The following is a 22009-nucleotide window of genomic DNA, read 5'->3' on the forward strand; positions in this document are numbered from 1 at the left end:
CCATACGCTATTCTAAATACGCAATACTATATTTGCATAAAATTTAAAAAGATGCTGCAAGTTAGTTATATCCGCGAAAATAAAGAGGAAGTTTTAGAACGTTTAAGCGTAAGAAATTTCAATCAGCCAGAATTGGTTGATGAAGTTATCTATTTAGATGATCAAAGAAAAAGCACTCAATTGCAAGCAGATGAACTTTTGGCCAAAGGAAATGCTGCCGCAAAACAAATTGGAGAGTTGATGCGCAATGGCAAAAGAGACGAAGCGGAAGCTATAAAAGCAGAAACATCAAAATCAAAAGAAGATATTAAACCATTGCAAGAGCAATTGGCAACCATAGAACATGAATTGCATCAAAAACTGGTGCAATTACCAAACTTGCCCCATAAAAGTGTGCCTAAGGGTAAAACCCCAGAAGAAAACGAAGTTGTTTTATCAAACGGAACAAAACCAGAATTACCTGCTAGCGCTTTGCCCCATTGGGAATTGGCGGCAAAATATAATTTGATAGATTTTGAATTGGGAGTTAAGATTACGGGAGCTGGTTTCCCTGTTTATAAAGGAAAAGGTGCAAAAATGCAAAGGGCGCTGATCAATTTCTTTTTGGCCGAGGCAGAGAAGGCGGGTTACGATGAAATGATGGTTCCATTAATGGTAAATGAAGCTTCTGGTTTTGGGACCGGGCAATTACCAGATAAAGAAGGGCAAATGTACCATGTTGGGTTAGATAATTTATATTTAATCCCGACGGCAGAGGTGCCAGTTACCAATTTATACCGCGATGTTATTTTAAAAGAAGAAGAATTACCCATAAAAAATTGTGGTTATACACCTTGTTTTAGGCGTGAAGCAGGTTCTTATGGCGCTCACGTTCGTGGTTTAAACCGTTTGCACCAATTTGACAAAGTAGAGATAGTACAAGTGGTGCATCCCGAGGAATCTTATGAGGTTTTAGAGCAGATGAGTTTGCATGTACAAAGTTTATTGCAGAAACTAGGTTTGCAATACCGTGTGCTTAGGTTATGCGGTGGGGATATGGGCTTTACCTCTGCCCTAACTTATGATATGGAAGTTTACAGTGCGGCACAAGAACGTTGGCTAGAGGTTTCATCGGTCTCTAACTTTGAGACTTTTCAAAGTAACCGGTTAAAATTACGTTATAAAGGCAAGGAAGGTAAAACACAATTGCCGCATACTTTAAACGGAAGTGCCTTGGCGTTGCCTCGTATCTTAGCTTCTATATTAGAGAATTATCAAACTGAAGACGGCATTAAAGTCCCAGAATGTTTGGTGGCCTATACCGGGTTTAATTTTATTGGATAGTTTTTAAATAACGATGGTAATAGTTATTCAATGTAAAGATAAGGTAGGCTTAGTTGCCGAAATATCTAAGGTATTGGCAAATTTTAAGCTCAACATTATTTCTATGAGGGAGTTTGTTGATACCTTGGGTAACGAATTTTTTGCAAGGTTAGAAGTTACCACTTTTGATGATGTAGATTCTCTTCAAAAAGCCCTAAAAGGCGTTTTACCAAATAACGCTTCTGTTAAGGTAAACCCTAATCCAAATAAAAAAGTTATTTTATTGGTTACAAAAGAGCACCATTGTTTAAGCGATATTTTGGTACGTAACCATTATCAAACCTTAGGTGCATCATTACAATGCGTAATTGGCAATCATCCCGATCTTAAAGATCTTTGTGATAGGTTTGATGTCCCTTTCCATTATGTTCCTCATCAAGATAAAACTAAAGAGCAGTTTGAAAACGAGTTAAAATCAATCATAGAAAACAATGAATTAGATTACCTGATCTTAGCTAAATTCATGCGGATCTTATCACCGGCATTCATTGGTTGTTTCCCTAATCAGATCATCAATATCCATCATTCTTTTTTACCGGCTTTTATCGGCGCAAGCCCCTATAAACAAGCTTTTGAGCGTGGCGTAAAACTAATTGGTGCAACTGCGCATTTTGTAACCAACCAGCTTGATGAGGGCCCGATAATTACCCAGCAAACCATTACCGTAAACCATACGTTTGGCACAAAAGATATGGTAAAAGCGGGGAAAGAAATAGAATCGGCTGTTTTAAGCAAAGCGATACAGGCCGTATTTGAAGATCGCGTTTTTGTTTTCGATAATAAAACAGTGGTGTTTGACTAAAAAGGGAGCTATTTTTGGCAACTCCCTTTAAAATCTCTTTATTGAAATTGGATGTATATTGGTTTCGGTGTCAATTTTAACAACTCTTCCGGAGTCATTAAATGGTTGGGTGCTTGGGCAATATCGTTGATGTAGAACAATTTGAACCCTACAAACTGCACTGGCTCACTATATAAATAATGACGATAGGTGCCTTTCTTTAACTCTGGGGGGCCAAACCCATCCATGTGCATTACCAGTTGTACCTCTTTGTGTAACTTAATATCTTTATAATTAGTTACCATTTTCTGCGTGAAACGATGCACTATCAATATTTTGCATGGCAGGTTATTATCTTTCACTAATTTTACTAAAAAGTTAGAAGCATAGTTAATATCTGCAGCATCATAAACACCAATTTGAGAACCTGGTTTTTTACCAGATTTCATAGAGAACTCTGGATCGATCCCTAAGTGAACATTTGGCATTTTTAAATATTTTTCTAATCGTGGCAACTCATCTTTTAACTTGCTTAAAGCCACTTGTACATCTAAAAAAACGATAGCATTATGATTGTACATCTTGGCTATTTTTAATACAGAATCTATCTGGCTATCTGGCATTCTATTGATGTAGAAACCATCTTTTCCGGGAGTGCCACTCGCTACGGTAGCGATGTAGTGCAAGGCAGGGATAGATTTTATTACCGTATCGGCTTTGTTCCATTTGGCTACCTCTTCGTCCAATTTCCTCCACATCTCTTTAGGCTCATACCTTCCTAAAGGCCCCATTTTTTTTACGTAAAGGTTGCCATAGTAAGCAATGATCCTGTTAAAAGGTAAAATAGCACCATTTATTGGCAAAATATCATCCTTAACAGGCCACTTCCCGGTTGTATCCCCGTTTGCCAGGTATTTTTGAAGTCGAAAATATTTGGCAGAATCTACCGGTTTATAAAGACTTTCCTTAACAATGGTTTGTTGTTCTTTCTTTGTGGTATCCGCTAGGGATGTTGTGTTGGCCGTTTTCCCGTCTGTACCAGAGCATGACGAAAAAATATAAGCTGCAAATATGAGCTGTGGCACTAAAAATATTTTTTTAGATAGATCCATTCAATTAAATTTTCACAAAATTAGAGTTAAGAAAAATGGTATGAACAAAAAGATTTCAACAATTAGACAGTGCTAAATTTCCCAAAAACACCTAAGGGCAAATTAACGCCACTTCGGGCTTTCAGATACAATTCGCCAATGTTTAAATTCTGCACTTCTGGGTGGGCACCTTTGATTAAATTCTCTACTATGATAGAAGAAAACCCTAATGAATAGGTATTTAGGATCAAAAAATGTTCTTGTGGGTCTAAAAGCTGCACAACATCACGCATCATCTCTTTGATCAAATCCTCTAGCTTCCATTTTTCTCCTTTTGGGCCATGGCCATAAGCTGGCGGATCTAAAATAATGCCATTATAGGTTTTCCCGCGTTTTAGTTCTCTTTGTACAAATTTTAAAGCATCTTCTACCACCCACCTAATATCCTTTAAATCAGAAATGTCTTGGTTCTCATTTGCCCAACTTACCACTTGTTTTATAGAATCTACGTGGGTAGTATCAGCTCCCGCCGCTTTAGCAATTAAAGATGCGCCACCCGTGTAAGCAAAAAGATTTAGAACCTTTGGATTAGGGTTTTTGAAGGCTTTTATTTTGGAGGATATAAAATCCCAGTTTACAGCTTGTTCTGGAAAAATCCCAACGTGTTTAAACGATGTTAAGGCCAATCTAAATTTTATGGCAACATCATCGTTTTTATATTGGATATGCCAACGATCCGGAATGTTGGGGTTTTTCTTAACCCATTCTCCACTTGTTGCAGATTTGCCCTTAAACTTTATGTGGTGCATTTTTTGCCATTCGCTTTCTGGCAAAAGTTTATTCCAAACTGCCTGTGGCTCTGGTCTTACTAAGATCAATTCGCCAAAACGCTCTAGTTTTTCAAAACCCCCACAATCTATCAATTCGTAATCTTTCCAATTTTGCGGGCTTAAAGATTGTATGTTTGGCTGCATGCGTATTTAATGATAGAGTGAGTGAATTTTGAATGATTGAATGAAAAATTTTTGTTGAGGTTGAATGTATAGATTTGACTTTAAAACTTATGAATGTATTTCTTCAATAAAACAAATGCTACTTAACCAATGCCTAATGAACTTTCCTTGTTGTAATTGCGAATGTTAATGAACTAATAATCTACTTCTTCAACAAAGTTTCCATCAATTTTGTGGCAAAAACAAATTCGTTAAGCTCTTTATTATCGGTAGAAGTAATTTCATCTTTTGATCCTTCCCACCATTTTTCTCCTTGGTGCAAAAAAAGAATATGTTCGCCAATTCCCATTACAGAATTCATATCGTGTGTTACTATAACCGTTGTAATTTCATATTCTTTTGTGATCTCTGCAACCAGCTCATCTATCATAATAGAGCTTTTTGGGTCTAGGCCCGAGTTAGGCTCGTCACAAAACAAATATTTTGGCCGCATCGCTATCGCCCTAGCTATACCGACCCTTTTCATCATCCCCCCAGATAGTTCTGCAGGGTATAGATGATTTTTACCAGCCAGGTTTACTCGTTCTAGAACAAAATTTACACGATCCAGTTTTTCTGCTTTGCTTTGATCGGTGAACATATCCAAAGGGAAGCGGATATTTTTTTCAACCGTCATAGAATCAAAAAGGGCAGAGCCCTGAAACAGCATCCCGATTTCTTTCCTGATATCGATCCTTTCTTCTGTATCCATAGAGGTAAAATCCCTGCCATCGTAAAAAACCTTCCCAGAATTAGGCTCATGCAAGCCTACCATGTTTTTCATTAACGTGGTTTTACCAGATCCAGAGCTCCCAATAATCAGGGAGGTTACGCCGGGCTTAAAATCTGCTGTTATCCCTTTTAATACTTCGTTATCCCCAAAGCTTTTAAATACATCTTTAACCTCAATCATAACAAGAGTTGTGCAATTACGTAATCTGAAATTAATATGGCAATGCAACTGATTACCACTGCCTTGGTACTAGAATTGCCCACCTCAATGGCACCGCCATCTGTATAATAGCCCTGATAGGCAGAAACAGTAGTGATTATGAAAGCAAACACCAAGGCTTTTATCATGGCAACGGCCAAAGTAAACGGAATAAAATCTGTGGTTAAACCCTGTATAAATTCTTGGGAAGTTACGGCCCCAGAAGCAGAACCAGCTAAATATCCTCCCATTATACTCAGGGCAATGGCTACCACAACCAACATAGGTATCATTATGATCCCTCCCAATAATTTTGGTAAAATCAAATATCCCGGGGCGTTTATGCCCATGATCTCAAGGGCATCAATTTGCTCTGTAACCCTCATAGTACCAATTTGAGAGGCAATGCTACTGCCTACCTTGCCCGCTAAAACTAAAGAGCATATTGTTGGGCTCAACTCTAAAATAGTAGAATCTCTTGTGATGCCGCCAATAATAGATTTGGGGATTAGATCACTAGTAAGCTGAAAAGCGGTTTGAACCGTAGTAACGGCCCCAATAAATACAGAAATAATGCTAATGATACCTAAAGAGCCCAGCCCAATGGAAACCATTTCCCTAAAGATCTCATTTTTATAGATACTAAACTTTTCGGGCTTTCTAAATACCGCTTGTATCAATAATATATATTTGCCGAAGTAGTGAAATACCATATAGAATTTTTTGTAAAAATAACGTTTTTTATCAATTGCAATTATTAAACCTAAATTGAAAGGATTTTTTAATTTAACAACATGAATATATTAATTACAGGGGCAACAAAAGGGATAGGTAAGGCCATTGCATTAAATATGGCGGCAGAGGGTCATAATTTAGCAATATGCGCAAGGGACCCACATGAGCTTGAAAAGTTTAAAACAGAATTACACAAGGCCCATCCGCATATAAAAGTGTTTATAAAAGCGATCGATTGTGCCATAAAAAATGAGGTTTTGGCCTTCGCCGATGAAGCCTTGCTACACTTAAAAAAAATTGATGCCCTAATAAATTCGGTAGGTGTTTTTAAACCCAGCTTTATTTTGGATGAAGACGAAAGCAATTTAGACCTCCACATGAAAACCAATGTTTATGCCCCTTACTATTTATATAAAAAATTGGCTCCTTTAATGAAAGAGAGGGGTTTTGGTTACATTTTTAACATTTGCTCTGTTGCCAGTATAGAAACAATTGCAAATGCAGGATCTTATTGTGTAACAAAAGCGGCCATGCTAAGTCTTAATAACATAATGAGAGCAGAAATGATGGAACATGATGTTAAGGTAACCGCAATTTTACCTGGATCTACCTTAACCAATTCATGGCAAGGCACTTCCATATCTAAAGATGAGTTTATACAACCAGAAGACGTTGCACATACCATCTCTCAAATTATAAAAATGAGTAAGGGTGCCAACGTGGACCAAGTGGTAATAAAACCCATTCACGGACAGGTTTAGGCAATTTTAAAGAAACATAAAATGGAAAAGAAATTAAAAAGAGACACCACCGATAATATGGTTGCCGGCGTTGCCGCAGGATTGGCAAAATACTTTGAGCTAGATGTAACATGGGTAAGGATAGCTTTTGCCCTTGCTGCTTTTTTTGGCGGAGGCGGTATTTGGGTCTATCTCATACTTTGGATAGCCGTACCCGAAGATAAAATCTCTCCTTTTAGCTATACTGATTATAGGGTTAACCCCGATGAGCCTTTTAAAGAAAATTTCGGTTCTACGTTTAAGCCAAAAAGAAACCAAAACATGGGCTTATTGGTAGGCTTGCTGTTAATAGGCTTTGGTTTTTATTTCTTAATGAACGAGTTTGATCTTCTCCCTTATTGGTTTAAGATAAGCAAACTTTGGCCATTGGTTTTTGTGGTAATTGGTTTAAGCATTTTATTTAAAAACACCCATAGAAGCCCTATTGATGGGCCAGATTTGGGAAGCGGTGCTGCAGATCAAGAAACAAAAACAGATAAATCAGACACAGACCCAGAAAACAATACAAATTTATAATTATGAAAGCGGATAAAATATTTTGGGGAATTATCTTCGTGTTTGTTGGAGGCATATTCCTGTTAGAGAATTTTAATGTTATTGATTTTAGTTGGGGCCATATTTGGCGCTTTTGGCCTTTACTGTTAATCATCAGCGGAGTAAACATCATCTTTGCGAGGTCAAGCTCAAAGATAAGCGTAATTGCAATGGTGGTAATAACGGTTGCCGCCCTTGCTTTTATATGTTATGAAGGTTTAAATGACGGGGGAAAAAACCGTAACCATATTGGCTGGGTTTTTTCTGATCGCGATGGTAATGATTGGGACGATAGCCATGATCCAGGGCGTACCGATAACGTTTCTAATTACTCAGAAGATTTTGATGCGAAGATAAAAAACGCAACCTTAAACATTTACGGAGGGGCAAGTGCCTTCCAAATAGAAAACGGTAACGATAGATTGTTTGAATCTAGGGTTAAAGAATCTATAACAAGATATTTTCTTAAAAGGACCGATACGGATTCTACCGCGGTTTTAGAATTTAGATCAAAAAAGAATGACGGCTCCTTTAATTTTAAAGATGATGAATATGGAAAAGTTAAGATGAAGATCAATACCCAACCATTATGGGATGTTAACCTAAAAATGGGCGCTGGCAAAGCCGATTTTGATTTTTCGCAAAACAAAGTCCACAATATTTCTTTAAAGGGGGGCGCTGCAGAGTTTGATGTTAAATTAGGCAATTTATACAATGATGTAAATTTATCGGCAGAAACAGGCTTGGCAGATGTGAATATACAAATACCCACAACGGCAGGATGTAAAATATTGGTTTCTAGTGGTTTATCTTCTAAAACTTTTAAAGGTTTTATAAAAATGGATGATGGCAGCTATGAATCGCCCAATTTTAAAACTGCGGCTCAGAAAATCCATATAACCTTAAAAGGCGGTTTAAGCAATTTTGAGGTTAACAGATATTAAATGGACGACCAAAAAATTTACACACTTGTAATAAACGGTAAACCACAAGGGCCATTTTCATTAGCAGAATTAAAAGAGAACCAAATTTCGCCCAATTCTTTTGTGCGAAAACCAGGAATGGATGATTATAAAGAAGCCCATGAATTCCCAGAGCTAAGGGCCTTGTTGGGTTTCGCAGAACAGCATACCGCACCACAATATTTTGCGGGCTTTGATTTAAGGATGCTGGCAAACGCAATAGATTGGTTTATCATTTTTGGCATGCTTGCTTTTTTAGAGTTGATGATTGCTTTATATTTCAACAATAGGGCAACATCATTGATTACCATAATTGGGGGCTTTATACTTTTGCCAATCCTTAAGTTCTTTTATCATATCTATATGGAGCATGATCAACAAGCAACCTTCGGAAAAAAAATGATGAATATTAAAGTAACTGATCTAAAGGGACTAAAACCCACATTTTCAGAAGTTTTTGTGAGAAATATTGCCAAATCCATAAGCACTATTTTGTTCTTTTTTGGATATTTTTATCTTTTTTTAAACAAACAGCAACAAACCTTACATGATAAAATGGCTGATACTTTAGTGATCAAGGATAGGTTAATTTAACGTTCAATTATTATTCATTAATTCTAGTAAAACCCCATTTGTCCATCCAAACCCATCTTGCAGTGGGTACTCGCCACCGCCTGCTCCAAGTTTTAGATCTACAACATTATATTTTTCCATTAGCTTTCCGGTTTGTTTAAACACCCTTTTGTTTAAGTAGATCCACCTTTTTGCAATTGTATCACCCAAAACATTCAATTTGTAATTTCTTAAACCTTTAATAGCTATGTATTGCAATGGTGCCCAACCGTTTGGTGAGTCCCATTGTTGGTTGGTGTTTTTAAGTGTTGTAACCAAACCGCCGGGTTTTAAAAATTTTTGCTGTATCATAAAAGCAACCTTATTTGCCTGATACAGATCGGCTATCTTAAAAAATAAAGGAAACACACCCGCTAAACTAAGAGAGCCTGTTTGTTCTTTTAATTTGTAATCATAATCCAGAAACCATCCGTTTTTGTCATTCCAACAGTACCTTATGATGGCATTTTTCCTTTCATCGGCGTAAGCCCGATAAATATTCGCATTTTTCACATCGTTCTGCAAAGAAAAAGACCTTGCGATGGTTTGCTCCATAAAATAAAGTAAACAGTTAAGATCCACGGGAACAATGTTTGTTGTTTCTATAGTTTTTAAATTTTCGCCGTCAGCAAACCATCTAGAACTAAAATCCCAACCAGACTCTGCCGCCGCCCTTACGTTTCTGTAAAATTCTTCATTGGGCATAGAACTAAGCTTTGCCGCCGCTATATCTTCATCATAAGATTCTTCCCTTGGCTGGTCGCTTTCATCCCAATAACGGTTTAGAAAAGTATCTTTTCCTAATTTTACCAAATTATGCGCAGCCTCCATTTGATCTAGCTCGTTTTTCCCATGCATCCAAAATTGATATTCTTTGATGAGCTGAGGTTGATATTTGATATAAATTTCATCACCCTTTGCTTGTGCAAGCAGATCGATCATCAAGCTAAAAAATGGGGGTTGTGACCTTGTTAAATAATAAGTCCTGTTTCCGTTCGGGACAAAACCAAATCTATCTATTAAATAAGCAAAATTATCTATCATATCTTGGATAGTTTCAATCTTCCTGCTTTGCTTAAGCCCCAGCATCGTAAAATACGAATCCCAATAATATACTTCTCTAAACCTACCGCCCGGTACAATGTATGGGTGCGGTAGTGGAATTAAACTGCCCATTTGTGAAACATCAGCTTTACGCTGCAAAACGGTCCATAAAGTATCTATGTGCTTTCTAATATTCTCATTTTGAGTAACAAATTTTTTATGATTGGCACTAGGCAACTCAAAATACTCATTGGCAAAAGCCTTTAGATTAAAATCCTTATCGGTGCTTTGCTTCTTATAGGCTCTCAAAATTTCCTCTGGTTTTAATTTGGAAACCGCATCCACAAAGGTCTTATTATCAGGGAATACTCTTTGCGTTTGGATGGTCTCAAAAAGTTTTCCATATTGCTCCCTTGGCGTTTTAAGTGATTTTTGTGTTATGCAGGAAGAAATAAAAAGTATTACAAAAAGCAAGAAATTTTTCATCGTGTTTATTGGTAAAATAAAAGTGTAGCCATGTTAATATAGCAAATACAGCCAATAATTAAAATGATGATTTTATTTTTGCATCAATAGAATACTTTTAACTATGGCCAAACCATTCAATAAAAACTATTTCATATAAAACCCGTATTTTTGTACAAATTTATTTTTGATGGATACTGAAGCAAAAGTAGCTTTAAAAGGAATATACTGTAATTCTATTACCCAATACTCTCGTTTTTTAACGCAAGAAGTAAACATAGGGGGGGTAAAAATGGGAGGGAAGCAGCCTATCCGTATTCAATCTATGACTACGGCTTACACAATGGATACTGAGGCATCCATTGAGCAAAGCATCAGGATGATTGATGCCGGTTGTGAATATGTGAGGATTACCGCCCCATCCATAAAAGAAGCGCAAAATTTAACCGAAATAAAAAAAGGCCTATTGGCGAGAGGCTACCATACACCTTTGGTTGCCGATATACATTTTACGCCTAACGCCGCAGAACTCGCGGCAAAAATTGTTGAAAAAGTAAGGATAAATCCCGGTAATTATGCCGATAAAAAGAAGTTTGAAGAACTAAATTATACGCCAGAGGCTTACGAAAAAGAATTAGCTAGGATAAAAAAGAAATTTGCACCACTGGTAGAAATCTGTAAAGAACAGGGTACCGCGATGAGAATCGGGACTAACCATGGTTCCTTATCAGACAGGATCATGAGTTGGTATGGCGATACTCCGAAAGGGATGGTAGAATCTGCCATGGAGTTCATTCGTATCTGCCACGGCATGGATTATCACAACTTAGTAATCTCCATGAAATCTAGCAATGCGCAAGTTATGGTGCAAGCTTATCGGTTGTTGGTAAAAACCATGGTTGCAGAGGGAATGAATTATCCTTTACACTTAGGAGTAACAGAAGCAGGAGATGGAGAAGACGGGAGGATAAAATCTGCAGTTGGCATTGGCACTTTGTTAGAAGATGGTTTGGGCGATACCATCAGAGTTTCTTTAACAGAAGAGCCAGAATATGAAATCCCTGTGGCAAAAGCACTGGCTCTCCGTTACGAAAACCGTACCCAAGTAAATCAAGAAAATTTAGAAAACCCAGATTTTGACCTGCCAACGGGCTATTCGCCTTTTGAATATAACAAAAGAGAATCTGCAGAGCTAAACACCTTCATAGGTGGCCACCAAGTGCCTCGGGTGGTTTTAGACCTATCCGATCAAAACCTTAAAGATGTTAGTATTCTGGCTGCAGCAGGATATAATTATTCCCCTATTTTGGATAAATATAATATGGGCGATCAATCTATTGATTTTGCCTATCTAGGGGATAAATTGCCTTCCTTTAATTTCCCGGGTAATTTGAAGCAACTTTATGACTATCCCGTTTGGAAAAACCTAAAAATCAAAACAAATTGCCATCCTTTATTTACGCTTAAAGAGTACATCGGCGAAAGCCAAAAAGACCTTGCGCTTAATTTGGTAAAAGTAAAATATGCAGATTTAGAGGCTGATGATTTTGGCAAAATACCTTTTGATAAAACTTTGGTTTTTGTTTTAGAAACCGATGCCGAGTATGGCATGATGGATCAGCGGGCCTTCTTTTTTAAGTTGATGAATTTAGGGATAGATACGCCCGTAATTATCAAAAGAACTTATGGTTTTAGCGATACCGAAACGATGGATCAAATAGAATTAAAAACCCAATTATATGCCGCAACCGATCTGGGTGCTTTGTTATTGGATGGTTTTGGAGATGGCGTTTGGTTAGATGCACCACAGGTTTCTACCAAGTTTAGGGTCTCTACTTCTTTTGGGATATTACAAGCTACAAGATCTAGGATCTCTAAAACAGAATATATAAGTTGCCCAAGCTGCGGACGCACTTTATTTGATCTACAAGAAACCACGCAGATGATACGTAGCAGAACAGATCACTTAAAAGGTGTTAAGATCGGGATCATGGGCTGTATCGTAAACGGCCCAGGAGAAATGGCCGATGCGGATTACGGTTACGTAGGAACTGGCCCAGGAAAAATAACCCTTTACCGGGGCAAAGAAGTGGTTAAGAAAAATGTAAGCTCTGATAATGCCCTAGATGATTTGATCGGGATTATGAAAGAGGACGGCATTTGGTTAGAAAAGGAGATTTTATAATATTTAACCAGAAATATTAGTAAGCGGCTTTAACAAAATCGGCGCAAGCCAAAACAACTTTTTCCAAATCTTTTGGCAAAACTTCTTTTTTATAAGGATGAGAAGCCCCAAAAACATGGTTGGCCCCTTCCACAACCATCAATTTAGAAGTTTGAGGTTGGTCTTGATGAAATTTTTCGGCTACCTTTACTTTAACCGCAGCATCATTTTCTCCTTGAACGATGAGCCAGGGTTTACGGATAATTTTGGCCGCATTATTTAGATCAAATTCTTTTTTATGATTTAGAACATCATCTAAAAGAGAAATATCTAAAGGCATTAACTCTTTGGTACGGCCGTTTAAAATATAGTGTATTCCTGCTTTGCGCCATTCCGGCTCATCTTCGTCATTCCATAAATCCCTAAAATTACCAATAGCAGCCCAAGTAAGCAGTTTTTTAACCCGATTGTCTTTTGCGGCCTGCAAGATACTGATCGCCCCGCCCCTACTGTGCCCCAATAAAACAATCTGTAGATGAGGGAATTTCTTTGCCGCAAAATCAATTACCTTGTCTAGATCATACAGTTCTTTAGATGGGGTGTTTTTAGAGAATAATTCTAAATCTTTAATGTCAGATAGGTCATCGGGTTTAACGCCACTATGGGAAAAGTTAAATTTTAGAAAAAAAATACTTTTATCCGCAAAATAGCTGGCTGTTAAATTGTGGGTGCCCCAATCTTTGAAACCCTTAAATCCATGAACAAAAATAACCAGATAATCTGGATAAGAATTGGAATAAGTAATATCCCCGATAATGGGAAGATCATCAGCTCCTTTAATTTCAAATGTTTCTTTTTCAAACATGGTTTTCAAAATGATCTTCAAATTAGCTAAATATTCTTGTATTTTGAAATTTGGGCCATTAACCAGGGTTAAAAGCAAATCTTAAACCCCCATCTATAATATCTCTTTTGAGCAATAATCATATCCCCAAGATATCACAATATCTTTTAATGGCATTCAGTTCCTCTTGGGCAATAAACAAATGAAAATCTTCCTTTTTATTAGCTACCTGCGCATTTTCTAATGATTGGTAATATTTAATCCTGTTTTCAAAATCTCCTTTGATATTTGCGATTACATAACCGTTTTTTAGCAAGATTAGATTCATAATAAGTCTTGACGTTCTTCCGTTACCATCCAAAAATGGATGTATGGTAACCAACCTTTCACTTAATTCTGCCGCTAAAACCACGGGGTGTAAATGGTTCTTATTTGCCTCATACCAAAAAAACAGATCCTCCATTTGTTTTTTTACGATAAAAGGCTGAGGTGGCAAATGTTTGCTTCCACTGATCATCACTTGCACATCCCTGTATTTGCCGGCATATTTTGGTTCTATACCCTTCAATATAAGTGAATGGAGCAACAACAAATCCTTTTCAGAAAAATCAGAATCTTTATCAATCAGCTCTTTTAAATAAATAATAGCTTCCTTATGGTTAATGGCCTCTAAATGCTCTCGCATACTTTTCCCAGAAATGGTAATACCTTCGTTAACCACTAAATCTGTTTCTTTTAATGTAAGCGTATTGCCTTCTATACGGTTGCTCTCAAATGTATATTCTAATTCTAATGCTTCGGTTATTTTATAACTATCTAAATTTCTATATTGATTTAGCTTTTGCTTTAAAACATCAATCTCTTCTAAAATTTTAGTAAGGTCATCAATAGATTTTAATTCACTCTTCTTATAATATCTTACCTTATCTTCTGCAACAGATAAAACTTCTAAAGCAAAATTACCGTAACCAATTTGATCTACAACTTGCCCACTTAACCAATCTATTAATAAGTCATGAGCATCTATTTCTAAAAGATGGGCAAGTTTGATTACTTGTTCCCTAGTTGGTGTTCTAGTACCAGACTCGAATTTGCTTATCAATGAAGAGTCAATGTTTAAAGAATGAGCTACATCTTTAAGTTTAAGCTTTTTATTTATCCTTGCAGATTTAATTTTATTCTCCATTATATGACAAAAAAATTCATGACAAATTTAGTCATTTATTTTCGATTATCAAATTTAGAAAGTTATTTTAAATAAAAAGCCCTTTCCTATATTAATAGAAAAGGGCTTTTTTAAGATTATGAAAATCTATCAGACTTTGATCTCAACTTCAACACCTGAAGGTAATTCCAATTTCATCAAAGCATCAACGGTTTTAGCCGATGCGCTATAAATATCTAACAACCTTTTGTAAGAACAAAGTTGAAATTGCTCTCTTGCTTTTTTGTTAACGTGTGGAGAACGTAAAACGGTGTAGATCTTCTTCTCTGTTGGAAGAGGGATCGGACCACTAACTACTGCACCAGTAGGTTTAACAGTCTTTACGATTTTCTCGGCAGATTTATCTACCAAATTGTAATCGTAAGATTTTAATTTAATTCTGATTCTTTGGCTCATTTTATTTGTTTTATGTTTCCTCGTTAGAGCTATTTATAACGAGAAACGGGTTTGTTTTTATTGAAAGTTTTAAGTATTAGGCTGTAAGTTATAAGTACACCAAGTTTTCACTTATAACTTCAAACTTACAACCTATAACTTTCTATGCGTTTGCTTTTGCTCCTTTAACCTTGGCAATCACTTCTTCCTGTACTCCTTTTGGAGCTGGTTCATAGTGATCAAATTCCATTGTAGAGGTTGCTCTACCAGAAGTAATGGTGCGTAACTGGGTTACATATCCAAACATTTCTGAAAGCGGTACCAAAGCTTTGATTACTTGAGCTCCCGCTCTTGTATCCATACCTTGCAACTGCCCTCTTCTTCTGTTTAAATCTCCCATAACATCACCCATGTTTTCTTCTGGAGTTAAAACTTCGATCTTCATGATCGGCTCCATTAAAACAGGACGACATTTTGGCAACGCTTCTCTAAAAGCCATTCTAGCAGCTAATTCAAAAGATAAGGCATCAGAATCGACCGCATGGAAAGAGCCATCAATTAATCTTACCTTCATCCCAGTTACAGGGTAACCAGCTAAAACACCATTTGGTAAAGAATTTTCGAAACCTTTTTGTACAGAAGGTATAAATTCTCTAGGGATTGAACCACCAGAAATTTCGTTAATAAACTCTAAACCTAATTTACCCTCTTCAGATGGCGATATCACCACCTGTATATCAGCAAATTTACCACGACCACCAGATTGCTTCTTATAAACCTCACGGTGTTGCGCTTCTCCGGTAATAGCTTCTTTATAAGCAACTTGTGGCGCACCTTGGTTAACCTCAACTTTAAATTCACGTTTTAAGCGATCCATTAAAATATCTAAGTGAAGCTCGCCCATACCTTGGATAATAGTTTGGCCAGAATCCTCATCTGTGTGAACACGGAAGGTTGGATCTTCTTCAGCTAATTTATTTAAGGCCATACCCAGTTTATCAACATCAGCTTGAGTTTTTGGCTCAATAGCTAAACCGATTACCGGATCTGGAAAGTTCATAGACTCTAAAACAACTGGGTTTTTCTCTTCGCAAAGCGTATCGCCGGTCTTAATATCCTTAAAACCAACAACGGCTGCAATATCCCCTGCTCCTACGTTAGGAATTGGGTTTTGCTTGTTGGCATGCATTTGGAAGATACGGGAAATACGTTCTTTGTTCTCAGAACGGGCATTGTAGATATAAGAACCAGCCTCTAGGTTTCCAGAGTAAACCCTAATGAAACATAAACGGCCTACAAAAGGATCTGTAGCGATTTTAAAAGCTAAAGCTGCAAAAGGTTCTTTTTCGCTAGGCTTGCAAAGTACTTCTTCTCCCGTTTTAGGGTTTGTTCCTTTAACGCCTTCTTGATCCATTGGAGATGGCAATAATTCCATCACATAATCCAACATTGTTTGAACCCCTTTATTTTTGAAAGACGAACCACAAACCATAGGAACGATAGAAGCATCAATAACTGCTTTACGTAAAGCATCTAAGATCTCGCGTTCTGTTATAGATTCTGGATCGTCAAAGAATTTCTCCATCAAAGTTTCATCATAATCGGCAACTGCTTCCAACAACTTCTCTCTCCATTCTTTTGCCTCTTCAACTAAATCTTCAGGAATTGGGACTTCAGTAAAAGTCATCCCTTTATCTTCTTCGTTCCAGATGATACCTCTCCAATTGATCAAATCTACTACTCCTTTGAATTGATCTTCTGAACCGATTGGTATTTGTAAAGGTACCGCGTTAGAACCTAACATATCCTTAACCTGTTTAACAACCTTTAAAAAATCTGCACCGGCTCTGTCCATTTTATTAACAAAACCAATACGAGAAACATTATAATTGTTTGCCAAACGCCAGTTAGTTTCTGATTGAGGCTCAACACCATCAACCGCAGAGAATAGAAAAACCAAACCGTCCAATACCCTTAAAGATCTGTTTACCTCAACGGTAAAATCTACGTGTCCTGGGGTATCTATAATATTGATGTGATAATTGTCTCCTCTGTATTTCCAGTTTACAGTGGTTGCGGCAGAAGTAATGGTAATACCACGCTCCTGCTCTTGTGCCATCCAGTCCATTGTTGCAGCACCATCATGTACCTCACCAATTTTATGGCTCACACCTGCATAATAAAGAATACGTTCGGTAGTTGTTGTTTTACCCGCATCAATGTGGGCAGCAATTCCAATGTTTCTTGTGTATTTTAAATCTCTTGACATCTTGTTTTTTTTTGGTTTTACCGATTTAAAGATTACACCGATTCAAGTTATTTACAAAAATCGGTGTTTTAAATCTGTGCAATCCTATAATCTGTGTAATCCCTAATCTAGAATCTAAAGTGAGAGAATGCTTTGTTAGCTTCTGCCATCTTGTGGGTATCTTCTTTCTTTTTAACCGCGGCACCTTCGCCTTTTGCAGCAGAGATGATCTCACCGGCTAATTTCTCAGTCATGGTTTTTTCACCACGTTTTCTACTGTAACCAATTAACCATTTCATTCCCAACGCAATTTTGCGCTCTGGCCTTACTTCCATAGGTACTTGAAAGTTAGCGCCGCCAACACGCCTAGATTTTACTTCTACAGCTGGGCTAATGTTAACTAATGCTTTTTTCCATTGCTCTAAACCGTTTTCACTAGTTTTGGTCTCCACAATCTCAATAGCTCCGTAAAAGATGTCATAAGCGATAGATTTCTTACCGTCAAACATCATATTATTTACAAACCTGGTAACCATAACGTCGTTAAACTTCGGGTCGGGCAGGATGATTCTCTTTTTTGGTTTCGATTTTCTCATTGTCTTGTCCTCCGTTTAATTATTTCTTTTTACCTTTTGTTGGTGCGGCCGCAGCTTGTCCTGGTTTAGGTTTCTTAGTACCATATTTAGAACGACGTTGATTCCTGCCTGCAACTCCTGCTGTATCTAATGCACCACGAACGATGTGATAACGCACTCCGGGTAGATCTTTTACCCTGCCACCACGTACCAAAACAATAGAGTGTTCTTGTAAATTGTGCCCTTCTCCAGGGATGTAAGCGTTAATCTCTTTTCCGTTTGTTAAACGTACACGGGCAACTTTACGCATTGCAGAGTTTGGTTTTTTAGGGGTAGTAGTATATACACGCGTACATACACCTCTTCGCTGTGGACAGTTGTCCAACGCTGGGGATTTACTCTTATCCTCCAGAGCTACTCTACCTTTCCTAACTAATTGTTGAATGGTTGGCATTAAGCTTTTTTAAATATTTAATTGTTAAATTGTTAAGTCTTTTACTATGAAGTTTAATCCACCTAAGCAAAAGGACTGCAAAAGTAAGATTTTATTTTTTGATTTTCAATAGGTTGAAGGATTTTTTTTAGTGGTTAATCATGTATGTTTTTAGTGCTTCGGATGAATAATCCTAAAATTCTTTTTCAGGTAGTTCCCATATCAAAAACCTCGTTCATAATTATACCGGTTGCGCCAACATTTTCTTTAATATAATTCCCAGCAATTCTCCCGGCTTTTTTTCTAAAACCGTCATCAAAAGTAAGTTGGTTAAAAATTTTGTTTAATTCATCCTGATTATTAATGGCAAACCCCCCTTCTAAAGCAACTAAATCAATTGCTTCTTTAAATTTTTGGTGTTTAGGCCCAAAAACAACTGGCAATGCGTAGGCCGCTGCTTCTAAAGTATTGTGAATGCCATTGCCAAACCCGCCTCCTATGTAAGCGGCATCAGCGTAAGCATATAATGAAGAAAGCATTCCTATATTATCGATGATTAAAACCCTGCGTTTTTCAACTCCAGGTGTGCTTTCAATTTCAGAATACCCCATCGCTTTTTCTGCGCATAACTTTTTCAGGTTTTTAATATTGGTTTCAGAAATTTCATGAGGGGCAAAAATAAATTTCCAGCCTTTCGGCGATGTTGAAATGAAATTAGAAAGCAGTTTCTCGTCTTCTAACCAAGTACTCCCGCAGATAAATAGTTTATTATCTCCTTTAAATTTATCAATTAATGGAAAGACTTTTCTGTTTTGTGCCAAATCTGTAACGCTATCAAACCTGGTATCGCCACTTATGGTAAAATTATTTAACCCGATACTTTTTAATAACCCTGCCGAAGTTTGGTTTTGCACAAAAAAATGGGTAACACATTCTAAAATTTTACGATAAAATCCGCCGTAAGGCTTAAAAAAAAGTTGTTCTTTTCTAAAAATTGATGAAGTAACGTAAAGGGGGATTTCTTGCTTTTTAAGTTCTAAAAAAAAATGATTCCAGTATTCATATTTATTAAAGAACGCCATTTCGGGATTAAAAATTTTGATAAAATCCTTGGCGTTTTTTGAAGTATCCAAAGGCAAATAAAGAATATGATCTCCCAGAAGCGAGTTTTTTCTAACTTCATACCCAGATGGAGAAAAAAAAGTAATCACTATTTTTTTATCTATAAATCTTTTTCTAAGGGCTTGTAAAAGTGGTTTCCCTTGTTCAAATTCTCCCAATGATGCAAAATGGAACCATATATTTTTTTTCGATGAGTCTGGCTTAAATCTTAGCCTCCAGTTCTTTCTCCCCTCGATCCATAAGTTTGCCTTTTTGTTAAAAAAAGAAACCACCCATATCAAAAAGTAATAAAATTTAATCCCAATGTTATAAATTATAGGCATTTATCTATCGATTTATTAACTTCGTCAAGTTTAAAGAAATTTAAGAAAATACAGTAATTAAATATGAAGATAGCAGTTATCGGAACAGGGTACGTTGGTTTAGTAACAGGAACTTGTTTGGCAGAAACCGGAAACAATATCACCTGTGTTGATATAGTGCAAGAAAAGATAGAAAAAATGCGTAGCGGTATCTTGCCCATTTATGAGCCAGGTTTAGACATTCTTTTTCACAGAAACATAGAACAAGGCCGCATAAAGTTTACCACCGATCTTGCCGAAGCTATAAAAGACGCCGTTATCATATTTTTGGCGTTACCTACGCCCCCCGGGGGCGATGGGAAAGCAGATTTGAGCTATGTTTTGGGTGCGGCAAAAGATATTGCAAATTTGATTACCGATTATAAAGTAATCGTAACAAAATCTACCGTACCGGTTGGTACGGCAGATAAAGTAAGGGCAGCTTTTGAAGAAAACACCTTGGTAGAAGTTGATGTAGTATCTAACCCAGAATTTTTGCGTGAAGGAGTTGCAGTTGATGATTTTATGAAACCAGATAGGGTTGTGGTTGGCACAAGGAGTGAAAGGGCAAAAAAATTAATGGAAGAACTTTATGCGCCTTATGTAAGATCTGGAAACCCGGTTATATTTATGGACGAGCGTTCTTCTGAACTTACAAAATATGCCGCAAACTCATTTTTGGCCACAAAAATCACTTTTATGAACGAGGTTGCCAACCTTTGCGAACTGGTGGGTGCCGATGTTGATATGGTGCGTAAAGGTGTTGGTGCCGATGACCGAATCGGAAAAAGATTTTTGTTCCCGGGCATTGGTTATGGCGGTAGCTGTTTCCCCAAAGATGTTCAAGCATTGGCACTTTCATCCAAAGAATACGAATATGATTTCAAGATTTTGGATGCTGTGATGGAAGTTAACCAATCGCAAAAACTGAAGATCGTGGAAAAGATGTTGAAATATTACAACAACGATATAAAAGGGAAGAAATTTGCGCTTTGGGGCTTGGCATTTAAACCAGAAACAGATGACATCCGCGAAGCCCCTGCCTTGTATATTATTGATGAATTGATAAAAGCAGGAGCAGAAATTGTTGCCTATGACCCAGAGGGGATGGAAAACGTAAAGAAATTGAAAGGAGATGTTTTGGCTTTCGCCGATAATGCCTACCATGCCTTAGAAGGTGCCGATGCCCTGATCATTGCTACAGAATGGCAGGCTTTTAGAAATCCCGACTTTAAACAAATGGGAGAGAAATTAAAAAATAAGGTAATATTTGATGGCAGAAACCTTTATGATCTTCATAAAATGATCGATCTTGGATATTATTACAATAGTATTGGCAGGGCTACGGTAAGCCAAGAAGAAGCATAAAGCAGATAAAATGAGCGTTAAAAAAAGAGTATTGATCACTGGTGCAGCTGGCTTTTTAGGTTCGCACTTATGCGATCGTTTTATAAAAGAAGGTTATTATGTAATTGCCATGGACAACCTGATCACAGGCGATTTGGCCAATATCGAGCACCTTTTTAAATTACCAGATTTTGAGTTCTCGCACCATGATGTATCCAAATTTGTGCATGTACCGGGAGAATTGGATTATATTTTACATTTCGCATCACCTGCAAGCCCTATCGATTATCTAAAAATCCCGATCCAAACCTTAAAAGTTGGCTCTCTGGGAATACACAATCTTTTGGGTTTGGCCCGAGTGAAAAACGCAAGGCTAATTATTGCTTCAACTTCTGAAGTTTACGGCGACCCAGCAGTTAATCCGCAACCAGAAGAATATTGGGGAAACGTAAACCCGGTTGGGCCACGAGGTGTTTATGATGAGGCAAAGCGTTTCCAAGAGGCAATAACAATGGCTTACCATACATTTCATGGGGTAGAGACACGTATCGTAAGGATATTCAATACTTACGGCCCAAGAATGCGCTTAAATGATGGTAGGGTTTTGCCTGCTTTTATCGGTCAGGCGTTGCGGGGCGAGGACCTTACCGTTTTTGGGGACGGCACACAAACCCGTTCTTTCTGTTATGTTGATGATTTGGTTGAAGGGATTTACAGACTACTTTTATCCGATTATGCACAACCAGTCAACATCGGCAATCCCGATGAGATCACGATCGGTCAGTTTGCCGAAGAGATCATCAAACTAACGGGGACAAACCAAAAAGTAATTTATAAACCGCTTCCACAAGACGATCCTAAACAACGCCGCCCAGATATTACCAAGGCTAAAGCGATCTTGAATTGGGAACCCAAAGTTAACAGGGCCGATGGATTAAAAATTACTTACGAATATTTTAAAACCTTATCAAAAGAACAATTAGATAAAATTGATCATAAAGACTTTACAAATTACAACAAATAAAC

General features: G+C 37.3%; 21 protein-coding genes. 9 read left to right on the forward strand and 12 right to left on the reverse strand.

From position 1 onward, the window contains the following. The first annotated feature begins 51 nt into the window (after nucleotides 1–51). Together serS and purU are read left to right on the forward strand one after the other, a co-directional pair. Nucleotides 52–1323, forward strand: coding sequence for a serine--tRNA ligase (serS, locus tag I5M32_RS04145; protein ID WP_200584926.1), 1272 nt, complete (start codon nucleotides 52–54; stop codon nucleotides 1321–1323). A gap of 13 nt (nucleotides 1324–1336) precedes the next feature. Beyond that, a complete protein-coding gene (gene purU / locus I5M32_RS04150) occupies nucleotides 1337–2164 on the forward strand; it encodes a formyltetrahydrofolate deformylase (RefSeq protein ID WP_200584927.1) in 828 nt (275 codons plus the stop codon). Between the two features lie 38 nt (nucleotides 2165–2202). Here purU and I5M32_RS04155 read toward each other — a convergent pair whose 3' ends face one another. From I5M32_RS04155 to I5M32_RS04170, 4 genes are all read right to left on the reverse strand, one after another. Further along, a complete protein-coding gene (locus I5M32_RS04155; RefSeq protein WP_200584928.1) occupies nucleotides 2203–3255 on the reverse strand; it encodes a hypothetical protein in 1053 nt (350 codons plus the stop codon). A 62-nt stretch (nucleotides 3256–3317) separates the two neighbouring features. After that, nucleotides 3318–4208 carry a class I SAM-dependent methyltransferase gene (locus I5M32_RS04160; protein WP_200584929.1) on the reverse strand — a complete coding sequence of 297 codons (891 nt, stop codon included), beginning with the start codon at nucleotides 4206–4208 and terminating at the stop codon, nucleotides 3318–3320. Between the two features lie 181 nt (nucleotides 4209–4389). Beyond that, a complete protein-coding gene (locus I5M32_RS04165; protein WP_200584930.1) occupies nucleotides 4390–5139 on the reverse strand; it encodes an ABC transporter ATP-binding protein in 750 nt (249 codons plus the stop codon). Continuing rightward, nucleotides 5136–5870: an MlaE family ABC transporter permease gene (locus I5M32_RS04170; protein WP_200584931.1), complete on the reverse strand. Its 735-nt coding sequence runs from the start codon at nucleotides 5868–5870 to the stop codon at nucleotides 5136–5138. The genes I5M32_RS04165 and I5M32_RS04170 overlap by 4 nt, the downstream gene beginning before the upstream one ends. 81 nt (nucleotides 5871–5951) lie before the next feature. Between I5M32_RS04170 and I5M32_RS04175 the strand changes: the two genes are divergently transcribed. From I5M32_RS04175 to I5M32_RS04190, 4 genes are read left to right on the forward strand one after another with little or no spacing between them, the layout of a single operon-like run. Then, nucleotides 5952–6653: an SDR family oxidoreductase gene (locus I5M32_RS04175; protein ID WP_200584932.1), complete on the forward strand. Its 702-nt coding sequence runs from the start codon at nucleotides 5952–5954 to the stop codon at nucleotides 6651–6653. A 21-nt stretch (nucleotides 6654–6674) separates the two neighbouring features. Then, nucleotides 6675–7208 (forward strand): PspC domain-containing protein, encoded by a 534-nt coding sequence (locus I5M32_RS04180; protein ID WP_200584933.1) that lies wholly within the window; start codon nucleotides 6675–6677, stop codon nucleotides 7206–7208. 2 nt (nucleotides 7209–7210) lie between these two features. After that, nucleotides 7211–8170: a LiaI-LiaF-like domain-containing protein gene (locus tag I5M32_RS04185; protein ID WP_200584934.1), complete on the forward strand. Its 960-nt coding sequence runs from the start codon at nucleotides 7211–7213 to the stop codon at nucleotides 8168–8170. Next, the gene (locus I5M32_RS04190) at nucleotides 8171–8782 is read left to right on the forward strand and encodes an RDD family protein (protein ID WP_200584935.1); all 612 of its coding nucleotides are present in this window, start codon (nucleotides 8171–8173) and stop codon (nucleotides 8780–8782) included. Nucleotides 8783–8785: 3 nt separating this feature from the next. Here the strand turns inward: I5M32_RS04190 and treA are convergent, their stop codons facing one another. Beyond that, nucleotides 8786–10330: an alpha,alpha-trehalase TreA gene (treA, locus tag I5M32_RS04195; RefSeq protein WP_200584936.1), complete on the reverse strand. Its 1545-nt coding sequence runs from the start codon at nucleotides 10328–10330 to the stop codon at nucleotides 8786–8788. Between the two features lie 169 nt (nucleotides 10331–10499). On the opposite strand from treA, the gene ispG reads away from it, so the two are divergent. Beyond that, a complete protein-coding gene (gene ispG / locus I5M32_RS04200) occupies nucleotides 10500–12494 on the forward strand; it encodes a (E)-4-hydroxy-3-methylbut-2-enyl-diphosphate synthase (RefSeq protein ID WP_200584937.1) in 1995 nt (664 codons plus the stop codon). Nucleotides 12495–12510: 16 nt separating this feature from the next. Here the strand turns inward: ispG and I5M32_RS04205 are convergent, their stop codons facing one another. The 7 genes from I5M32_RS04205 to I5M32_RS04235 form a co-directional block, all read right to left on the reverse strand. Beyond that, nucleotides 12511–13338, reverse strand: coding sequence for an alpha/beta hydrolase family protein (locus I5M32_RS04205; protein ID WP_200584938.1), 828 nt, complete (start codon nucleotides 13336–13338; stop codon nucleotides 12511–12513). A 118-nt stretch (nucleotides 13339–13456) separates the two neighbouring features. Further along, a complete protein-coding gene (locus tag I5M32_RS04210; RefSeq protein ID WP_200584939.1) occupies nucleotides 13457–14503 on the reverse strand; it encodes a Fic family protein in 1047 nt (348 codons plus the stop codon). 129 nt (nucleotides 14504–14632) lie between these two features. Then, nucleotides 14633–14938 (reverse strand): 30S ribosomal protein S10, encoded by a 306-nt coding sequence (rpsJ, locus tag I5M32_RS04215; RefSeq protein ID WP_013633190.1) that lies wholly within the window; start codon nucleotides 14936–14938, stop codon nucleotides 14633–14635. Nucleotides 14939–15080: 142 nt separating this feature from the next. Next, complete coding sequence (fusA, locus tag I5M32_RS04220; RefSeq protein WP_200584940.1) at nucleotides 15081–17186, reverse strand: elongation factor G; 2106 nt, start codon at nucleotides 17184–17186, stop codon at nucleotides 15081–15083. A gap of 107 nt (nucleotides 17187–17293) precedes the next feature. Then, entirely contained in the window at nucleotides 17294–17761 is a 468-nt protein-coding gene (rpsG, locus tag I5M32_RS04225) for a 30S ribosomal protein S7 (RefSeq protein WP_068823007.1), read from the reverse strand. A gap of 19 nt (nucleotides 17762–17780) precedes the next feature. Beyond that, complete coding sequence (gene rpsL / locus I5M32_RS04230) at nucleotides 17781–18194, reverse strand: 30S ribosomal protein S12 (protein WP_200584941.1); 414 nt, start codon at nucleotides 18192–18194, stop codon at nucleotides 17781–17783. 185 nt (nucleotides 18195–18379) lie between these two features. Further along, complete coding sequence (locus I5M32_RS04235; protein WP_200584942.1) at nucleotides 18380–19618, reverse strand: 3-deoxy-D-manno-octulosonic acid transferase; 1239 nt, start codon at nucleotides 19616–19618, stop codon at nucleotides 18380–18382. Between the two features lie 63 nt (nucleotides 19619–19681). Between I5M32_RS04235 and I5M32_RS04240 the strand changes: the two genes are divergently transcribed. Together I5M32_RS04240 and I5M32_RS04245 are read left to right on the forward strand one after the other, a co-directional pair. Further along, nucleotides 19682–21004: a UDP-glucose dehydrogenase family protein gene (locus I5M32_RS04240; protein ID WP_200584943.1), complete on the forward strand. Its 1323-nt coding sequence runs from the start codon at nucleotides 19682–19684 to the stop codon at nucleotides 21002–21004. A gap of 10 nt (nucleotides 21005–21014) precedes the next feature. After that, entirely contained in the window at nucleotides 21015–22007 is a 993-nt protein-coding gene (locus I5M32_RS04245; protein WP_200584944.1) for a UDP-glucuronic acid decarboxylase family protein, read from the forward strand. Nucleotides 22008–22009: the final 2 nt, after the last annotated feature.

Origin of the sequence: Pedobacter segetis (genome assembly GCF_016623585.1) — a bacterium.
Classification (GTDB): Bacteria; Bacteroidota; Bacteroidia; order Sphingobacteriales; family Sphingobacteriaceae; genus Pseudopedobacter; species Pseudopedobacter segetis.